Below are 17680 nucleotides of genomic sequence, written 5' to 3' on the forward strand. Positions count from 1 at the left end.
CATGAGATTACTACTTGTTGACGATGATGAGCTAGATCGGATGGCTGTTGTCCGCGTGCTACAAAGTCCAAAACTAATCAAAGATATTGTGCATGCAAGCACCGCAGTTTCTGCATTAAAGTTGTTTGAAGAGAGTACGTTCGATGTTGTGCTACTTGATTATCGGCTACCAGACATGGAGTGTCTCGATATACTAAGTAAACTCACCAATCATGCCAGCAAGCATGCGGCAGTCGTCATCTTAACTGGCATTGTTGATGATGAAATCATTGAAAGGGATTGCATTATTGCTGGCGCGCAAGACTTTTTACTTAAAAATGAACTATCAAATCGCCATTTAACCAAAGCCTTAGTACACGCACAGGCACGTCATGCACTGAATCAACAGCTAATGGAAACATATGCCAGACTAAAGTTCTTAGCTGAAAATGACCCAATGACAGGTCTATCCAATAGATACTCTTTTGAGGAGTCTTTGCGCACTGCGATACTTCGGGCACAGCGAACTGAGAGTAATGTCGGATTACTTTTTCTAGATATTGATAACTTTAAACTCATCAATGACAGCCTAGGCCATGACATGGGAGATAAACTCTTGCAACAGGTTGCAAATATATTGCAGACAGTCATCCGTGAAGGCGATATTGTATGCAGGCTTGGTGGGGATGAGTTTGCAATCCTTGTGCATGATGTAGAAATTGAAACCTCAATCGGCATACTTGCACAACGCATTAAGGATAGCTTGAGTGCTCCAATCACACTTTCTAATACACAGCATTTTATTTCCTGCAGCATTGGCATATCCACCTATCCAAAATGCGCACAAACTGCGGAGGACATGCTAAAACATGCAGACCTCGCGATGTATCACGTTAAACAACTTGGAAGAAATGGCTTCCACTTTTTTACCGAAGGCTTGCAAGAGCGCGTGATGAACAAAATTTCAATCGAGCAGCAATTACGTTCAGGCACGCTCCAAAGTCAATTATTACAATATTACCAGCCAGTGATTGATGCCAAAAATTTTAATATTTGTGGTGCAGAAATGCTACTACGCTGGAATCACCCAACAAAAGGAATTCTGTCTCCAGGCGACTTTCTAGATGACGTGGAAGAGCTTGGATTTTTATCCGAAATAGACTCGGAGAGTAGACATTCAGCATGTAAGCAACTAGCTGAATGGCGCTTAAATAAACTGGTTGATGACAACTTCCGTCTAGCGATTAATGCAGGAGAGCAATCGCTAAAAGATGAAAGTTTTCAGACTTCAATCAAATCTGATTTAGATAATGCAGGCTTAACTGGCAATTGCCTATCCATAGAAGTCACAGAAGGTGTTTTAGTGTCAGACTTTGACAAAACATCCATGATTCTGAACAAAATCAAGAAGTTTGGTGTCAATGTAGCCATTGATGATTTTGGCACAGGATACTCATCAATGGCCTATCTAAAGTGGCTACCTGCGTCAATATTAAAGGTAGATCGCTCATTTGTACAAAACGTACCCGATAGTGCATCAGACTGCCGCGTACTAAAGGCGATTATCACCCTAGCAAAGAGTTTAGATCTCGATGTCATTGTTGAGGGGGTTGAAACTATTGAACAAGCACGGCTGTGTTGTCAATACGGTGCAGATATGTTTCAGGGATACCTTTTCTCCAAACCACTTTCCCCTAACGATTTTGCCAGTTTTGTGGAAAACTACCATCCAAAATTACTTAAAGCCATCTGTAATGCATAAAAACGAATTTCACTACTTTAAGAATGAGAAAGTAGTGAAATTAGGAAGTGTGTTGTTGGCTTGCATTTAAAAACGTCCAAGCAACAATACGTGTTTTCTTTTGACCTTGCGACATATCGATTGTTCTAACATCTAGCGCATTCACTTTTTTAAGTGCTCGGTAAACGCTGGGCAAGTTAGCGGCCTTTGAGATAAGCGTAGTAAACCAAACACATTGTCTTTCATACAGCTTACTTTCACTTATCATGGCAGACACAAAGGCCTCTTCACCGCCCTCGCAATAGAGTTCTGCATTTTGCCCGCCAAAGTTCAGCATCGGAGATTTTTCATTCGGCCCTCGCTTAGCAAGATGCTTACCTAAACCACGCCACTTGCGCTGTGTGCCAGCTTTTGCCTCCTCTAAAGACCCATGAAAAGGTGGGTTACACATTGTCAAAGTAAACTTCTCACCTTGCCTAATCATGCCTTTAAAAATTGACGCGGGTGAAGTCTGTAAGCGTAGCTCAACGTCGTTAGAAAGCGCATTCGCATCCAGAATCTGTTGCGCATTATCCAATGCCTTAGCATCTATATCAGCCCCCACAAACTGCCAGCCATATTCACGTGTGCCTATCAGCGGATAAATCATATTGGCGCCTACGCCAATATCTAACACACGAACAGATTGCCCTTTTGGAATCACCCCTGCATTACCTGCACTCAGTAAATCGGCAATATAATGCAAATAATCCGCACGTCCAGGAATGGGTGGGCAGAGATACTGCTTGGGAATATCCCAAACAAGCACCCCATAAAACTGTTTGAGCAATGCCTGATTAAGCACCTTAACCGCTTGTGCATCAGAAAAATCGATAGAAGCATCGCCATATTTGTTTAGCTTCACATAAGTAGCCAATGCTGAACTAGTCTGAATAAGCTGATCAAAGTCGTAGCGCGCACGATGTCGATTACGCGGATGTAGTTCAGATTTTGTATTGTCGGGTTTCACTAGTTTTTAGCAACCAAATTAAGAAAATTGTAATGAGTAGCGTCTATCAATAGGGCTAGATAATGCCACTAAATGAAATGAATCGGAAATACAAAATATAAACCAGCGCTGTTTAGTTATAGTTGCTTACTTGGTCAGTTCACAATGCTGTTAAAATGCATTTCTTTGCGCATTAAACTTCGACAAGTTTTCATTTGAAACTACTATTAAAAGACCGCTATGATAGAAAATAACACTGCTCTACAACTTGAAATTTCTGAACTGATGGTACAGGCATTGAATCTGGATGTCGCTGCCACTGATATAGAACCTGATGCCCAACTATATGGTGATGGGCTGGGTTTGGATTCGATTGATATATTGGAAGTCGCACTGGTCGTTTCAAAGCAATATGGCCTGCAACTTAAATCAGATAACGAAAATAATCACCAGATTTTTAGTTCGTTGCGCAATCTTGCAGCCTATGTTGCCGCCCATAAAACTAAATAACACTGCAATCACTGCGCTATGTTAAAAGCCTTGAAAATCATGCGCGGCATTGGCATTGTGTTAGTCATCGTGATCTATGCAGCACTCGTTCATCACGTCAACACGTCAGGGCAGTCATCCATGCTCGGCGCCCTGCTAGCGTTAGCACCACTACTAATCATTACGCTATCTTTTGCATTAAGCGTGACTTCAAAACTTCTAGGCTTCGGTCTCCTACTATTTTTCTTAATTGCTAGCTGGTTGGCATTGCCGCTGATTCAACAACATACCGCATCAATATTCTGGTTGCTGGATATCGGCCTGATGTTAATCCTGCTCCTGACTTTTAGTAGAACGTTGCTACCTGGCCGTAAAGCTTTATGTGTACATTTTGCTGAGCTTATCCATGGTGGTACATTGCCTCTTGTCCATGAGCGTTATGCGTATAAAGTGACCATCGCTTGGGTCATATTCTTTGCCATGATGATATTGGTATCAAGCTTGTTGTATTTTCTCACACCGCTGACTAACTGGTCATTCTTTGTGAATTTTTTAACACTGCCTTTAGTCGCACTTATGTTCATTGTAGAGTTTATGGTGCGCCGACAAGTGCTATCCGACTTGCCTAAGGGCAATGTATTGGATGCCGTGCGTGCTTATCTGGACTCCAAAAGCACTCATTAAGTTAATATGTCATGCAAAAATTACCTTTAATCGCTCATTCTGCACTTAACAAAACCATTGCATGGCGGAAAGGTGCGCCAGTTTCGGTTGAGCAGTTTTTAGCGGATGTGGCGTATCTAACCGCTACTTTGCCAGCTGGTAAGCACGTATTGAATGTATGCCGCGACCGTTATCACTTTGCCGTCGGTTTCGCTGCGGCGTTGGTCAGCAATAAAGTGAGCCTGCTACCCCCCACCCACACGCCAGAAATGGTCCAACAGCTACAAGCATTTGCTGCTGATGTATTTTGCCTGCACGACAATAAAGACTGCGATATCGCATTACCTAAGTTGAGCTACCCTGTAACACCTGAAACCTCCGCACAGACGCAGCACTCACATTCTAAAGATCTGCATTCTCGAGGTCTGTATTCTAAAGCTCAGCTTTTGGAAATCCTGCTACCAGAAATTCCACAGATAGATGCTAAGCAGCTTGCCGCCATTGTTTTTACTTCAGGTTCTACTGGCACCCCTGTGCCGCATAAAAAAAGCTGGGGTTCGCTGGTGCGCAATGTCCAAGCGCAAGGTGAGCGACTCGGGCTTGAGACTAATGCTGACTATACGATTTTAGGTACGATTCCACCACAGCATATGTATGGCTTTGAATCCTCTGTATTGCTACCATTACAAAGTGGTAATGTCTTAAGTGGCGAACAACCTTTTTACCCAGCAGATATTGCAGCCGCATTAACTGACATAACCGCCAAACGCATATTGGTTTCTACACCGTTGCACTTACGATTGTTATTAGATGCGGAAATGACACTGCCCAAACTCTCTATGGTCATCTCCGCCACGGCGCCTTTATCCACTGCGCTGGCGCATAAAGTAGAAGTATCGCTAAAAGCGCCTTTGATCGAAATATATGGCAGCACTGAGACTGGCCAGATTGCCACTCGCCGCACTACCAAGACAGAACAATGGCAGCTCTTGCCCGATGTGCGCTTAAGTGCACGTGATGAACGATTTTGGGCTGAAGGTGGGCATGTGGAAATAGCCGTACCGCTGAACGATGTGATTGAACCTATTGATCATGACCACTTTCTGCTGCAAGGCCGCATGCAAGACATCATCAATATCGCTGGTAAGCGCAGCTCACTAGGCAACCTTAACCATCATTTGAATAGCATCAGCGGCGTTATCGATGGTGCTTTCTTCATGCCAGATGAGCGCTCGCATGACCATGTTACGCGCCTGTGCGCATGTGTAGTGGCACCCAATCTAACTACGGCTCAAATATTAGCTGAATTACGCACCCGCATAGATCCAGTATTTTTACCGAGGCCACTGTTGTTTGTGGAATCATTACCGCGCAACAGCACTGGTAAATTACCGCGCAATGCATTAAAAAAACTTATTAGCCAACATATGCGTCCTAATGAAGCTGAATGCAACCATTGAAAATGCAGCCATGAAAAAGCAAAAAGCGCTTAGTATCCCGACAAATCATCCCGCGTTTGCTGGACACTTCCCTAGCACGCCTATCGTACCAGGTGTCGTGTTGTTAGATGAAGTGATGCATGCCATTGTTACCGATACTGGGTTGCCTGCTACAGATTGGCAGGTTAGCTCGGTCAAATTCCTGAGCCCTTTGAAGCCTGGAGAATCAATCATCATCGAGCATGAACAATCAGCGAATGGCGCCATTAAATTTGAAGTGCTATGTGAGGGGTTGGAAAAAGATAGCCGCAAAATTGTAGTTGGCAATTTGACATTGAAATCCAAGCCATTAACTACACAATTAACCAAGTCATTAGATAGTGAAAAATGACACAGCCTAAGGAAAGCACTTACCAGAAATCTGCGCCTTGGCTCAAGCATAAAGAGCGTAGCAATATGCTGATGTTGCGCATCATGAGTTGGATATCGCTGCGCCTAGGCCGTCGTGCTGGCCGTTCTGTACTGCATTTAATTGCACTTTATTTTGTATTGTTTGCCCCCGCTAGCCGCCGCGCGTCTTTAGGCTATTTGCCACGCGCCTTAGGTAGACCAGCCACTTTTGTAGATATGTATAAACACTTTTTCTGTTTTGCCTCTACCATCCACGATCGCATTTATCTTATCAATCGCCGTTACGATTTATTTGATATCGAAATTCAGGGCGAAAGCGCCATTCGTCCATTAATCGATGCCAAAAAAGGCGTGCTGCTGATGGGTGCACATTTAGGCAGTTTTGAAGTGATGCGTGCCATCGGTCGAAAAGTGCCCGGCTTGAGCGTGGCGATGGTCATGCACAAAGACAATGCCCAGAAAATCAATGCTATGCTTGCCGCGATCAACCCCGAGGCCTCCATGGACGTTATCCCTTTAGGTCATATTGATTCTATGCTGCAAATACAAGAACACCTGAACGAAGGCATGCTAGTGGGGATGCTGTCCGATAGAACATTAGGAGATGAGCCTATGGCGCACGTGGAGTTGTTAGGTGCAACTGCGGCAATCCCAACTGGGCCATTCCGCATGGCAGCTTTACTGCGACGCCCAGTGGTGTTCATGACAGGTTTATATATGGGCGATAATCGCTATCAAGTACATTTTGAAACGCTGGCAGATTTTACTGATATACCGCGCGGCCAGCGTGACCAAGCGGTAAACGTTGCAATTGCCCGCTATACTGAATTGCTGAATCGCTATACGCGTTTAGCGCCTTATAATTGGTTTAACTTTTTTGACTACTGGCAATCAGTACCTGCCTCGTTAAGTGAAAAGAAGCATCAATGAAAAGAGCTATCACATCCATGAATAATCGTCTTTTAAGCCTTTGCCTATTGTTAGCTAGCCTATGGGCTATAGCCCCCCCTAGCCATGCAGAAGGCACTTGGGATTTAGATCAACTAATGCAATCTTTGGCTACCACGCGTACAGGTCACGCCAGCTTTATCGAAAAAAAATCCATCGCGATATTGGATAAGCCCGTGGAATCATCAGGAGAGTTGTTTTATAACGCACCTGATCGCTTGGAAAAGCGCACCCTGAAACCCAAGGCCGAAAGCATGGTGCTGGATAAAGATAAATTGATTGTAGAACAGCGCGGTAAAAAACATGTGCTGTCATTACAAAGCTACCCTGAAATAGCCGCGTTTATCGATAGCATACGTGGCACGCTGGCTGGTGACCGCACAGCCTTGGAGCGCAATTATAAATTAAGCATGGTAGGCACTCAGCAGGACTGGAACCTGAACCTGTTACCACTGGAAAACAAAATGAAAAAGGTCCTCACTAGTATCGATATTAGTGGTTCTGACAACACGCTAAAAACCATTGCTATCAAACAGGCAGATGGTGATAGTTCAGTCATGATGATTACGACTTTACCTACACCCTTATCTGCGCCCTGATATCGCAGTTTTTACTGACTAGTTTACTGTGAATCCAAAACCACCAATCTTTTCCAAGATACTCTCTAGACTAAGCCGTTGCAACACGGCTATTATCATATGGCTATTGATGATCGTGGCCAGCCTATTCATTATCAGCCGCAGCCACTTTACCGCAGACTTATCCGCATTCTTGCCTAGCAACCCTACGGCAGAACAGCAATTACTGATGGATCAGCTCAAGGACGGTTTAGCCTCGCGCCTGATATTAGTCGGTATAGAAGGTGCAGACCCAGCCACCCGTGCTAAGCTTTCTAAAACAATTGCAAAAAACCTACGTAGCAATCAAGCTTTCATCAGTGTGAATAATGGTGAGGCGATTACCGCAGAACTTGACCGTAACTATCTGTTCAATCATCGCTATCTGTTAAGCCCAGCCGTCACGCCTGAACACTTCAGCATAGATGGCCTGCATACTGCCATCAGCGACAGTATCGACCAGATTGCCTCACCCGCTGGATTGCTCATCAAATCACTACTGCCGAATGACCCCACTGGTGAAATGCTGCAACTGTTGGATGCAATGAATGCTGGCAACAAACCCGAGCTTGTAGAAGGGGCATGGGCCTCACGCGATAGCAATACAGCCTTACTGCTGTTACAAACTAGCGCTGTAGGCTCGGACACCGATGCCCAAAAACAGGCGATGCAGTTCATTCAAAATGAATTTGAGCAAGCAGCAAAAAATACTAAAGCCAGTACACAGCCTACATTGCTAATGACGGGCCCTGGTGTGTTTTCCGTAGTTGCGCGTGACACCATTAAAAGCCAAGTACGCGTCATATTTATTGTCAGCACCGTATTAATCGCGCTATTACTTTTAGCGGTTTATAGGTCACTCACCGCATTGCTATTGGGCTTTCTGCCAGTGGCTACTGGCATCTTGGCTGGCATTGCCTCGGTAAGTCTATGGTTTGGCGTAGTGCATGGCATAACACTAGGCTTTGGTACCGCATTGATAGGCGAAGCGGTCGATTACTCCATCTATCTGTTCATGCAATCGGACCAAACTGGCGATAAGGAGCATGACCACAAAAAGTGGGTACAACTGGTATGGCCTACGGTGAGATTAGGCGTCCTGACTTCTGTATTTGGGTTTGCCGCGCTTCTGTTGTCGGGCTTTCCAGGTTTAGCGCAGCTAGGCTTGTATTCAGTTGCAGGCTTGATTGCTGCGGCGGTGATGACACGTTATGTTTTACCCTCTCTGTTGCCAACTGATTTTAATATCCGAGATGTCAGCAATATTGGGGTAAAGCTATCCCATTACGCACAGCTCACTCGTCGCTTCCGCTGGCCTGCAGTGATATTAGTAGCGGCTTCCAGCGTGATCGTCTACCAGCATCACAATCATTTATGGAACAATGAACTGGCTGCGCTAAGCCCAGTATCTGCGGCAGACCAAGCGCTAGATGCCAGATTGCGCACAGGTATGGGCGCCCCTGATGTGCGTTATGTCGTGGTTGTATCAGGTGATAGTCAGGAAACAGTACTCAGCAACACTGAAAAAGTATCAGTAGCTTTGCAAGGGTTAGTAGAGCAAGAGTTGCTCAGTAGTTTCGATAGCGCCAGCCATTACCTGCCTAGCCTAACGACACAACAAGCAAGGTTAGCCAGCTTGCCGACGGCAAGTGAATTAAAACTGAGATTAACCGCTGCATTAAAAGACTTGCCTGTACAGCCTGCTGTATTCGCTCCTTTTTTAACGGATGTAGAAACAGCGCGTACCAAACCATTGTTACAACGTAGCGATTTACAAGGCACCTCAATGGCGATGGCGGTTGATGCAATGCTGTTACAACAAGGCCAGCATTGGAGCTCGCTGATTCCACTCACAGCGCCAGAAAGTGGCAATATCGATGTAGCACAAGTTCAGGCTGCGCTTGACCAAGCGCAGGTTAACAATACTTTATTTGTGGATATGAAAGCCGAATCCAATCGCCTATATTCTGGCTATATGCAAGAAGCTATTTTGTTATCGCTAACTGGCATCATAGCGATTATCGTACTGCTGTTGTTTGTGCTGCGTTCGCCGTTGCGTGTCATGGCGGTTATTGTGCCACTGGTAGCCGCCGTACTCACCGTGATGGCTGGATTAGCCTTGTTTGGCCAGCAGCTCATTATTCTGCATTTGATAGGCTTGCTACTAATTGTAGCGATTGGCTCTAACTACGCTTTATTCTTCAACCCTGTGATTAAGCAAGGTATAACAGATATTTCACCACGCACTTATGCCTCGTTGGTATTTGCCAATGTAGCGACTGTACTAGGGTTTGGTTTATTGGCTTTTTCCAGTGTGCCAGTATTACAGGCGATGGGCGTCACTGTTGCCCCTGGAGTGATTCTGGCCTTGATTTTCTCGGCCGTTTTTGCACGCAGTAAAGGCTAAACGCAATGCGACACCTCATTGATTTAGCGAATCCAGACAAAAAAGCCCATACGTTGATCATCCTACTACCTGGCGCCAACCACCTACCAGAGGATTTTATCGCTCAAGGTTTTATTAGCGCAGTCAGGCAACGTCAGTTAAATATCGATCTCGTCATGCCTGAATTAGCGTTTGATCAGATTGCCGATCAAACCGTATTACTGAAAATCCACGACACGGTGATGCAACCTTATGTAGCCATGGGCTATACAAACATCTGGATTGCGGGAATTTCCATAGGCGCTTATGTGGCAATCGCCTATGTACACCGCCATCCCGAGCAAGTGAATGGCTTACTGCTATTGGCACCGTACCCAGGTAACCGCATCACAACCAGTGAAATCGCGTTAGCTGGCGGCATTAAGGCATGGGCGCCTGATGCCATCGCCGATGACGATACCGAGCGAGGTAATTGGTATTGGTTAAAAAGCCATGCAAATACTACGCATACGAATACGACAGAAGTACACTTAGGCTATGGAGAAGATGATCGGTTTGCGAGAGATATTGCAATGATGGCGCAAATATTACCTGACGAATATGTTGATAAGATACCAGGCGACCATGTCTGGCCTGTGTGGCAACAGTTATGGCACAATTTTCTAGACAAAATATTTAGTACAAGATGATGACCAACGTTCAAGTGACCAACGCTCAAGCTAGAAATTGGCAACCTACTTTATTCATTAAAATCTCTATCATACTGCACGCCATATTATTAGTGGTATTACTCGCAGCACCCCAGCTCTGGCCTTGGCTACTGGCTATATTAATTGCCAATCATTTAGTAATCTCTACAGTTGGGTTGTTACCACGTAGCCACTGGCTAGGCCCGAATTGGACGAAACTACCACCAGCTGCGACGCTTCGTAATGAGATTGCACTTACCATTGATGACGGCCCAGATCCACTTGTAACCCGACCAGTGCTAGAGATTTTAGACCGTTACCAAGTCAAAGCCACATTTTTCCAGATTGGTGACCATGCCATGAAGCACCCTGAGCTATGCCGCGAGATTATTGAACGTGGGCATGCAATTGAGAACCACAGCCAGAGACATAAGCTATATTTCTCACTGATGGGTTCAAATAGCATCATGCGTGAAATCACCGATGGCCAAGAGACTTTAAGCCACATTACTAGCATACGCCCACAGTTCTTTCGGGCTCCTGCTGGTTTGCGCAACCCATTCCTAGAACCAGTATTGAGCCGTTTAGGTTTAAAGCTTACAAGTTGGTCTGTACGTGCTTTTGATACCCAAAACGGGAATGTGGAAAAAGTTAAGCATAAACTGATCGCAGGCTTGCGGCCTGGCGCTATTATCCTGCTGCATGACGGCAACGCTGCTCGCACCAAAGCTGACGAACCTATTATATTGGCTGTACTACCTGCCATACTAGAAGCTGCGCGCGAAAAAGGTTTGCATTTTGTAACTTTAGCTGAAGCCGCCGCTTGATACTGCTTACAATAATTTTGTAGTCAGTTATACTCAAATCATATTCCACGGTTATAGAAAGCCTAGATTTTTTGAAACCACTATTACTTTCTCATTTCACTGTTACCAGTTGCATCGGCATCGGCTTGCAACAAACATTAGATGCCCTACTACACGCACGGCAAGGGCTTAAACCTTGTGATTTTGAAACCGTAGACCTGCCTACTTTCATCGGCGAAGTTGACGACTTAGATGATGTGCAGATGCGTGACGGCATGGCTGAATATGACTGCCGCAACAACCGTCTAGCACAACTTGGACTAGAACAGGATGGCTTCAATAATGCTGTGAATGCTGCCGTTGCAAAATATGGGCATGATCGCATAGGCGTATTCTTGGGTACCAGTACATCTGGAATATTAGAAACTGAGCTAGCTTTCCGTCATCGGGACAAGCTCACCGGGGCGTTACCCGAAGATTTTATCTACAGCAAAACCCAGAACACTTATTCAGTCGCAGATTTCACTCGACACTATTTTAAGCTAGCAGGGCCAGCAGTGGTGGTGTCATCCGCCTGCTCTTCTAGCGCCAAAGTGTTTAGCGTGGCAAGGCGCATGATAGAGGCTGGCTTAATTGATGCCGCAATAGTTGGCGGTGTCGACACGCTATGCTTAACGACCTTATATGGATTCAATTCACTGGGACTACTCTCAACTCAAGCCTGCCGCCCGTATGACGTTGCGCGAGATGGCATCTCTATTGGCGAAGCCGCGGCTTTTGCCTTGCTAGAGCGCCCATCCGCTACTATGGATGATAGCGCCGTACTATTGCTAGGTATCGGTGAGTCCAGCGATGCCTACCATATGTCATCCCCACACCCAGAGGGGCTGGGCGCAAAAATAGCCATGCAGCAAGCGTTGCAAAGCGCGAGCTTGGCGCCAACGGATATCGACTACATCAACCTGCATGGCACGGCTACTCCCAGCAATGATGCGGCAGAAGCCAAGGCCGTTAGCGCCATATTCACACAACCTATTCCATGCAGTTCTAGCAAAGGGGCTACTGGGCATACACTTGGCGCTGCTGGTGCTGTAGAGGCCGTGATCTGTGCACTAGCGTTACAGCATAGCTTCATTCCTGGCGGGCTTAATACAAAAAAAGTGGATGCTGAACTAAAACTGGATTATCAGTTACAGAATACTAACCAACCCTTAAAACTAGTCATGAGTAACTCCTTTGGCTTTGGCGGCACCAATTGCAGTCTGATTTTTGGCCTAGCAGAAACGACAGGAGACGCCAAATGACTCCCAAGCTCACCGCCTACATTGAAGGCGTAGGCCTAATAGGTCCAGGCTTTAACGGCTGGGCTAGTGGCCGCCAGATATTGGCTGGCCAGCAGCCTTACCAATCAGCTAAAACAGTCATCCCTACACCAGAACTATTACCTGCGGCTGAACGCAGGCGCGCCAGTGATATCGTCAAGCTAACACTGGCCACTTCGCTAGAAGCGATTGCCGAAGCAAGCTTACAAGGTGAAAACTTGCCTAGTGTATTTTCTTTCTCAAATGGCGATGGCCTTAATTGCCATACCATCTGTGAAATGCTAGCCACTGATGACAGAGAGATATCACCGACGCGATTTCATAATTCCGTACATAACGCCGCAGCAGGTTATTGGAGCATCGCCACCAAAACCATGGCGACCTCCTCGGTGCTATGCGCCTTTGATGCCAGCTTTGGCGCAGGCTTACTTGATGCATTAACGCAAGTAACGGTAGATGGCACACGTTGCATCTTAATGGCGAGTGATACACCTTATCCTGAGCCCATGTTCAGCAAACGGCCTATTCCCGATAATTGCGGTATTGCGCTGCTACTTGCGCCACAGAAAAGTGAGCAAAGTGAGAAAAGTATCACGCAGATTCAGGTAAGTTTTACGCATGAAGAAGCCTTTAAATTTTCTGACACAGCCTTAGAAACTTTGCGTCTCGCCATCCCTGCTGCACGCGGCTTACCACTATTACAACTGATTGCCAAAGCGCAGGCTGGCAGCGTAGTGCTGGATTACCTCGATGATTTACGTTTATTAGTAGAGGTAAAACCTTGCTGAGTCAGTTGCTAGATAAAGTGTGGATTGCGAACCATATCCCGCATCAGGGCAGTATGTGCCTATTAGATAACGTGCAAACGTGGGACCATGCAAATATTAGCTGCATAGCCACCAGCCACCGTAACGCTGACAACCCCCTACGCGCACATGGTCAGCTAGGCATCGCCTGCGGTATCGAATATGCCGCCCAAGCAATGGCGATACATGGTGCATTATCGGCGCCTGCAAATAGCCCACGCCCCCAAGTAGGTTATCTGGTAAGTGTGCGTGGGGTAAATATGTACGCAACGCGCTTAGATGATATCGCTACAGATTTATGTATAAATGCAACATGTATGATGGCGAACGAAAGTAATATGCTTTATGAATTTAGCGTGAGTGCAAATGACCAAGTGCTGCTAGAAGGCCGTGCGACAGTGGTGTTAAACGCTGATTCATTACAATAGCCACTACATTTGAGCCATTAAAATTAATTCAGGAAAACACATGAAAAGAGCTTTAATAACTGGGGGTAGCGGTGGAATTGGCGCTGCCATTTGCAAGCGGCTTGCCACGGATGGTTGCCACGTTTATATTCATGCGAACAATGGCATCCAAAGTGCAACACAACTAGCAGCAGAGATTAATGCTGCGGGTGGCAATGCTTCCGTTTTGCAATTCGATGTGACTGATCAGGCCGCCGTGAATGCTGTGCTTAGCCCATTGGTAGAAAATGAACCCATTCAGATTTTAATCAATAATGCGGGCATACATGATGATGCGGTATTTCCAGGGATGAGTTCAACACAATGGCATCGCGTTATAGACGTATCGGTACACGGCTTCTTTAACGTCACCCAACCCTTAATGATGCCCATGATACGCAGTCGCTGGGGGCGTATTATCAATGTGTCATCCATCTCTGGCATTACAGGCAACCGAGGCCAAACAAACTATTCCGCAGCCAAGGGTGCATTAAACGCAGCGACTAAATCCCTATCCCAAGAAGTTGCCAGCCGAGGTATTACTGTCAATGCAGTGGCGCCTGGCATCATTCAAACCAGCATGAGTGAAAGCACTTTTGATGCACAAGCCATTGCCAATATGGTGCCCATGAAACGCGCTGGCACGGCCAAAGAAGTGGCGGATTTGGTCAGTTTCCTAGCGTCTGATCAAGCAACTTACATCACTGGACAGATTATCTCCATCAATGGCGGGATGATTTAACTCTCGGACATGGTTGCTGATTCGTTAATCTCGCTGACGCATTAATTACTCTGTAAAAATCGCGACAGACGTCGCAACAATAGTACTGGCAATCGCAACACAAAGCCCACAAACAGTCGCGCATACATCCAAGTCAGCAATATATTATCGCGTAAGTAACGAAAATGAGAAACGCCACCTTCATCAGTACTAAAATAGCGCACCGATGCAAGCAGATTCACTACTTTGACACCTCGCCAGCTTAGCCGCACGGCAGCTTCAGGGTCAAAATCGAAATGCCGCATCCAAGGATTGAAGCGCATCACCTTTCTGAGTGGCTCAATAGGATAAACGCGAAATCCAAATAGCGAATCTCCAATACCGCCTCCCAGCGTTTCTAGGTTCGCCCACCAGTTTGAAATTTTGCGACCCTGCACACGAATATTGGGTGCACTAGCATCAAAGATGGGTTTCCCTAGAATCATAGCATCAAGATTTTTCATGGATTCATCCATAAACTTTGGGATTAAATCAGAGGGGTGTTGTCCATCGGAATCCATCGTAAGTACATGGGTAAATCCTTCGGCAGAAGCAATATGAAGTCCGTGCAGTACGGCTGCGCCCTTACCTTGATTACGCGGTAAATGAATCACCTGCAAACCACTATCTGAGTTCGCCATCTGCTGTAAAGTGATTTCCGACCCATCGGTACTACCGTCAATGATTACCCAAACTGGGTTCCAGAATTGACGCGCAGCACGTACAGTTTCATAGACTTTGGCACCGGGGTTATAACTGGGAATAAGGACGACATGCGTTTCTGAAGGACTGCTCATGACAATGTGGTCCCTTGTGAATTAAGTGTGGTGCTCGGTTTATTATAATCAGCCCCTGAAGTTAAACGTTGGTTAGCGTAAGGGTTTAGCTCATCGCTCTTTAACGCATGACTAAAGTACTCTTCTAGCTCTGCCATAAACTGGTGGGTATTGTCGGGCGGTGGGAAACGTTTACCTAATTTTATTTTATAACTCACAGGCATAATCGGCTTACGAAACAGTGACCAGCCTTTACTTAAATAGGGTGAGTTAGTTTCGATGATGAGTGTTTGCACAGGTACTTTTGCCTGATGCGCAATCAAGGCAATACTACCCTTCAAAGCATTAATAGGTTGCCGCACAGTGCGTGTGCCTTCTGGAAACAAAAGTAAATGGCTTCCAGTTTCAAAGTCTTCAGTAGACTGCATCACCATACGCCGTATCGGTTCATTACGGATATAGCGTGCTAACCGAGCACCTGCACCTAAGAAAACATTGTTCATGAGCTCTGCTTTCATGACACATGCAACGTTTGGTAAGCGTGAGATCACCATGACGGCATCCAATAAACATGGATGGTTAGGCGCGATGATCATTGGGGTGTCGTTACGTAGTACATCTAACTCAGTTAAATCAAAGTGACAGCGCTGTGAGAGACTCAAGCTGGCTAAATAAGCACGGAAAGAGATCATAATCACATAGCGGCCTAGGGTGATGCCATAACGCTTAGGCAACAGAGGGTAAAGCATACAGGCAATCAATGTCCAACATAAACTCAGAAAACCCAGCCAGATCAATCCTAAATACAGGACAAGATAATCATAAAGTTGCAGGCAGAAACCCGAAACGGAATTTGTCTTTATCCAACTCATGCAACTTCAACCCTATCAAATTCCGTCACACATTGGATGGTGGCTTCAATCTCAACTAATAAATCGTGACGACAGATATCAGCTTGTATAAACATGGCGTTAATCTCGCCTTTCAAATAACGCTGCAATTCTGCACGTACCGCATTAAAATCTTTAGGGTAGCGGATATACACCCTGAGAAAAGTATCATGCAGGTTAAACCTCGGCTGGCCCAACACACGATTGGCTTCTGCAATCACAGCATCAAGATTCAATAAGGTTTCCCTAGTTTGCGCTGCAACATCTGATGTATGCTGTGTTTGGTGACCGACAATACTAGCCGTACCAGAGATGAATAAAGTAGCCTGCTTGCCGCTGTGTAATAAAGTAGCACGCGAGAAACTTGGTGTAATTGGTCCGTATTGCTCAGGATAGTCATATGCTTTGATTTGGCGAGGATTCTCAATGGCAACGGCCTTAGTCTTGCCTGCCAGAAATGCAATGCTTAATGGACCATTGGCTAAGCCTAGCGCACAGGCTGCGGGCATTTCGCTCCCTAGGTCCCGACTACTCTGCATCAAAGCATTTTTGCGACCCACGTTAAACTGGCGATATCGCTCTAAACCATGACTAATATCATTAATATCCGCCAAGTAATTCCAGAAGCGATAGAGATTCGAATAACCTAGCTCATCGATCAATGCGAATATTTGGCGATAAGCGGATTCGGTAGCTTGCTGCAATGGAGAACTCTCATTTCCTGTTTGCTGAGTTTGTCCTTGTGAAAATGTTAACTCATCTAAACTAATAACACCGAACAGCAGCTCATCATTCAGTCGATACTGAATCGCCCCTTTGTTACTGCTTACCACATCACTGCTACTATTATTTCTTGGGGAGGTATCGCTCAGCCAAACTTCACAGGCGATATCCTCGCCTGCTAACACTGGTGTATTTAAATGGATTCCTGGCACTTCGTTAAAGCTGCCCAGATTAGACTCATTAAAACACACAATCCCTAATGCTCTGTCTTGCCACGCCTGTGCTTGCCGTCGCACATCAGGAAAAGGCATGCACTCTATTTTCATGCCCATTATCGATAACTCACTAATTTAATATCATATGAAAGTAGGGATGTAGCTTCAGAGAGCGTTCTTACAGAATATCTCTTCACTATTATGCGGATGATTATAGCGCACGGTTCTTAAATATGAACGCAGCTTTTTATTTCCTCTTCACAAAACAAAAAGCCTAGTCATTTCTGACTAGGCTTTAAATTGGTAGGGTGTGCGGGGATCGAACCCACGACAAACGGATTAAAAGTCCGCTGCTCTACCAGCTGAGCTAACACCCCCTTTATTTCTCAAGCAACTTGCGTCACTCAGGAAAGGGCGCAATTATGCTAGAAACTATTGAGTTGGTCAATCATAAATGTGCAAATAATTTAATTATTTTGTAAAAATATTTACGTTATTTCGTAAGAGACTGTTTTAACAAGACTTAACAAAAAAGCACAATCCATTATTCCATCACACAATACAGCGTACCACTCAAAATCCAGGA

General features: G+C 45.5%; 18 protein-coding genes and 1 tRNA gene. 14 read left to right on the top strand and 5 right to left on the bottom strand.

From position 1 onward, the window contains the following. Position 1: 1 nt before the first annotated feature. Complete coding sequence (locus Q7U33_RS08880) at positions 2-1741, top strand: bifunctional diguanylate cyclase/phosphodiesterase (protein WP_304859882.1); 1740 nt, start codon at positions 2-4, stop codon at positions 1739-1741. Positions 1742-1781: 40 nt separating this feature from the next. Here Q7U33_RS08880 and rlmF read toward each other — a convergent pair whose 3' ends face one another. Then, positions 1782-2729 carry a 23S rRNA (adenine(1618)-N(6))-methyltransferase RlmF gene (rlmF, locus tag Q7U33_RS08885; RefSeq protein WP_304859885.1) on the bottom strand — a complete coding sequence of 316 codons (948 nt, stop codon included), beginning with the start codon at positions 2727-2729 and terminating at the stop codon, positions 1782-1784. A 219-nt stretch (positions 2730-2948) separates the two neighbouring features. Between rlmF and Q7U33_RS08890 the strand changes: the two genes are divergently transcribed. The 13 genes from Q7U33_RS08890 (at position 2949) to fabG (ending at position 14472) form a co-directional block, all read left to right on the top strand. Next, the gene (locus tag Q7U33_RS08890) at positions 2949-3218 is read left to right on the top strand and encodes a phosphopantetheine-binding protein (protein WP_304859887.1); all 270 of its coding nucleotides are present in this window, start codon (positions 2949-2951) and stop codon (positions 3216-3218) included. Between the two features lie 18 nt (positions 3219-3236). Continuing rightward, on the top strand, positions 3237-3881 hold the full coding sequence (locus tag Q7U33_RS08895) for a hypothetical protein (RefSeq protein WP_304859889.1): 645 nt from the start codon (positions 3237-3239) through the stop codon (positions 3879-3881). Positions 3882-3892: 11 nt separating this feature from the next. Then, entirely contained in the window at positions 3893-5320 is a 1428-nt protein-coding gene (locus Q7U33_RS08900; protein WP_304859891.1) for an AMP-binding protein, read from the top strand. Beyond that, positions 5298-5690 carry a hypothetical protein gene (locus Q7U33_RS08905; protein WP_304859894.1) on the top strand — a complete coding sequence of 131 codons (393 nt, stop codon included), beginning with the start codon at positions 5298-5300 and terminating at the stop codon, positions 5688-5690. Before Q7U33_RS08900 ends, Q7U33_RS08905 begins: the two co-directional genes overlap by 23 nt. Then, a complete protein-coding gene (locus Q7U33_RS08910; protein WP_304859896.1) occupies positions 5687-6640 on the top strand; it encodes an acyl-CoA synthetase in 954 nt (317 codons plus the stop codon). Before Q7U33_RS08905 ends, Q7U33_RS08910 begins: the two co-directional genes overlap by 4 nt. Before the next feature lie 17 nt (positions 6641-6657). Continuing rightward, positions 6658-7257 carry a LolA-related protein gene (locus Q7U33_RS08915; protein WP_304859898.1) on the top strand — a complete coding sequence of 200 codons (600 nt, stop codon included), beginning with the start codon at positions 6658-6660 and terminating at the stop codon, positions 7255-7257. Between the two features lie 109 nt (positions 7258-7366). After that, complete coding sequence (locus tag Q7U33_RS08920) at positions 7367-9682, top strand: MMPL family transporter (RefSeq protein WP_304859900.1); 2316 nt, start codon at positions 7367-7369, stop codon at positions 9680-9682. Positions 9683-9687: 5 nt separating this feature from the next. Next, a complete protein-coding gene (locus Q7U33_RS08925; protein ID WP_304859902.1) occupies positions 9688-10350 on the top strand; it encodes an alpha/beta hydrolase-fold protein in 663 nt (220 codons plus the stop codon). Next, positions 10347-11177, top strand: a complete 831-nt coding sequence (locus Q7U33_RS08930; protein ID WP_304859904.1) for a polysaccharide deacetylase family protein — start codon at positions 10347-10349, stop codon at positions 11175-11177. The genes Q7U33_RS08925 and Q7U33_RS08930 overlap by 4 nt, the downstream gene beginning before the upstream one ends. A 71-nt stretch (positions 11178-11248) precedes the next feature. Continuing rightward, positions 11249-12460, top strand: a complete 1212-nt coding sequence (locus Q7U33_RS08935) for a beta-ketoacyl-[acyl-carrier-protein] synthase family protein (protein ID WP_304859906.1) — start codon at positions 11249-11251, stop codon at positions 12458-12460. Next, positions 12457-13266, top strand: a complete 810-nt coding sequence (locus Q7U33_RS08940) for a beta-ketoacyl synthase chain length factor (protein WP_304859908.1) — start codon at positions 12457-12459, stop codon at positions 13264-13266. Before Q7U33_RS08935 ends, Q7U33_RS08940 begins: the two co-directional genes overlap by 4 nt. After that, a complete protein-coding gene (locus Q7U33_RS08945) occupies positions 13260-13712 on the top strand; it encodes a 3-hydroxylacyl-ACP dehydratase (protein WP_304859910.1) in 453 nt (150 codons plus the stop codon). Before Q7U33_RS08940 ends, Q7U33_RS08945 begins: the two co-directional genes overlap by 7 nt. A gap of 40 nt (positions 13713-13752) precedes the next feature. Next, a complete protein-coding gene (fabG, locus tag Q7U33_RS08950) occupies positions 13753-14472 on the top strand; it encodes a 3-oxoacyl-ACP reductase FabG (RefSeq protein WP_304859912.1) in 720 nt (239 codons plus the stop codon). A 41-nt stretch (positions 14473-14513) separates the two neighbouring features. On the opposite strand, the gene Q7U33_RS08955 is transcribed toward fabG, so the two are convergent. From Q7U33_RS08955 to Q7U33_RS08970, 4 genes are all read right to left on the bottom strand, one after another. Next, complete coding sequence (locus tag Q7U33_RS08955) at positions 14514-15287, bottom strand: glycosyltransferase family 2 protein (protein WP_304859914.1); 774 nt, start codon at positions 15285-15287, stop codon at positions 14514-14516. Continuing rightward, positions 15284-16138, bottom strand: a complete 855-nt coding sequence (locus tag Q7U33_RS08960) for a 1-acyl-sn-glycerol-3-phosphate acyltransferase (RefSeq protein WP_304859916.1) — start codon at positions 16136-16138, stop codon at positions 15284-15286. Before Q7U33_RS08960 ends, Q7U33_RS08955 begins: the two co-directional genes overlap by 4 nt. Then, a complete protein-coding gene (locus Q7U33_RS08965) occupies positions 16135-17211 on the bottom strand; it encodes a hypothetical protein (RefSeq protein ID WP_304859918.1) in 1077 nt (358 codons plus the stop codon). The genes Q7U33_RS08960 and Q7U33_RS08965 overlap by 4 nt, the downstream gene beginning before the upstream one ends. A gap of 184 nt (positions 17212-17395) precedes the next feature. After that, positions 17396-17471 (bottom strand) — tRNA-Lys (locus tag Q7U33_RS08970). Positions 17472-17680 lie beyond the last annotated feature (209 nt).

It is taken from the genome of Methylotenera sp. (assembly GCF_030653755.1).
GTDB lineage: Bacteria > Pseudomonadota > Gammaproteobacteria > Burkholderiales > Methylophilaceae > Methylotenera.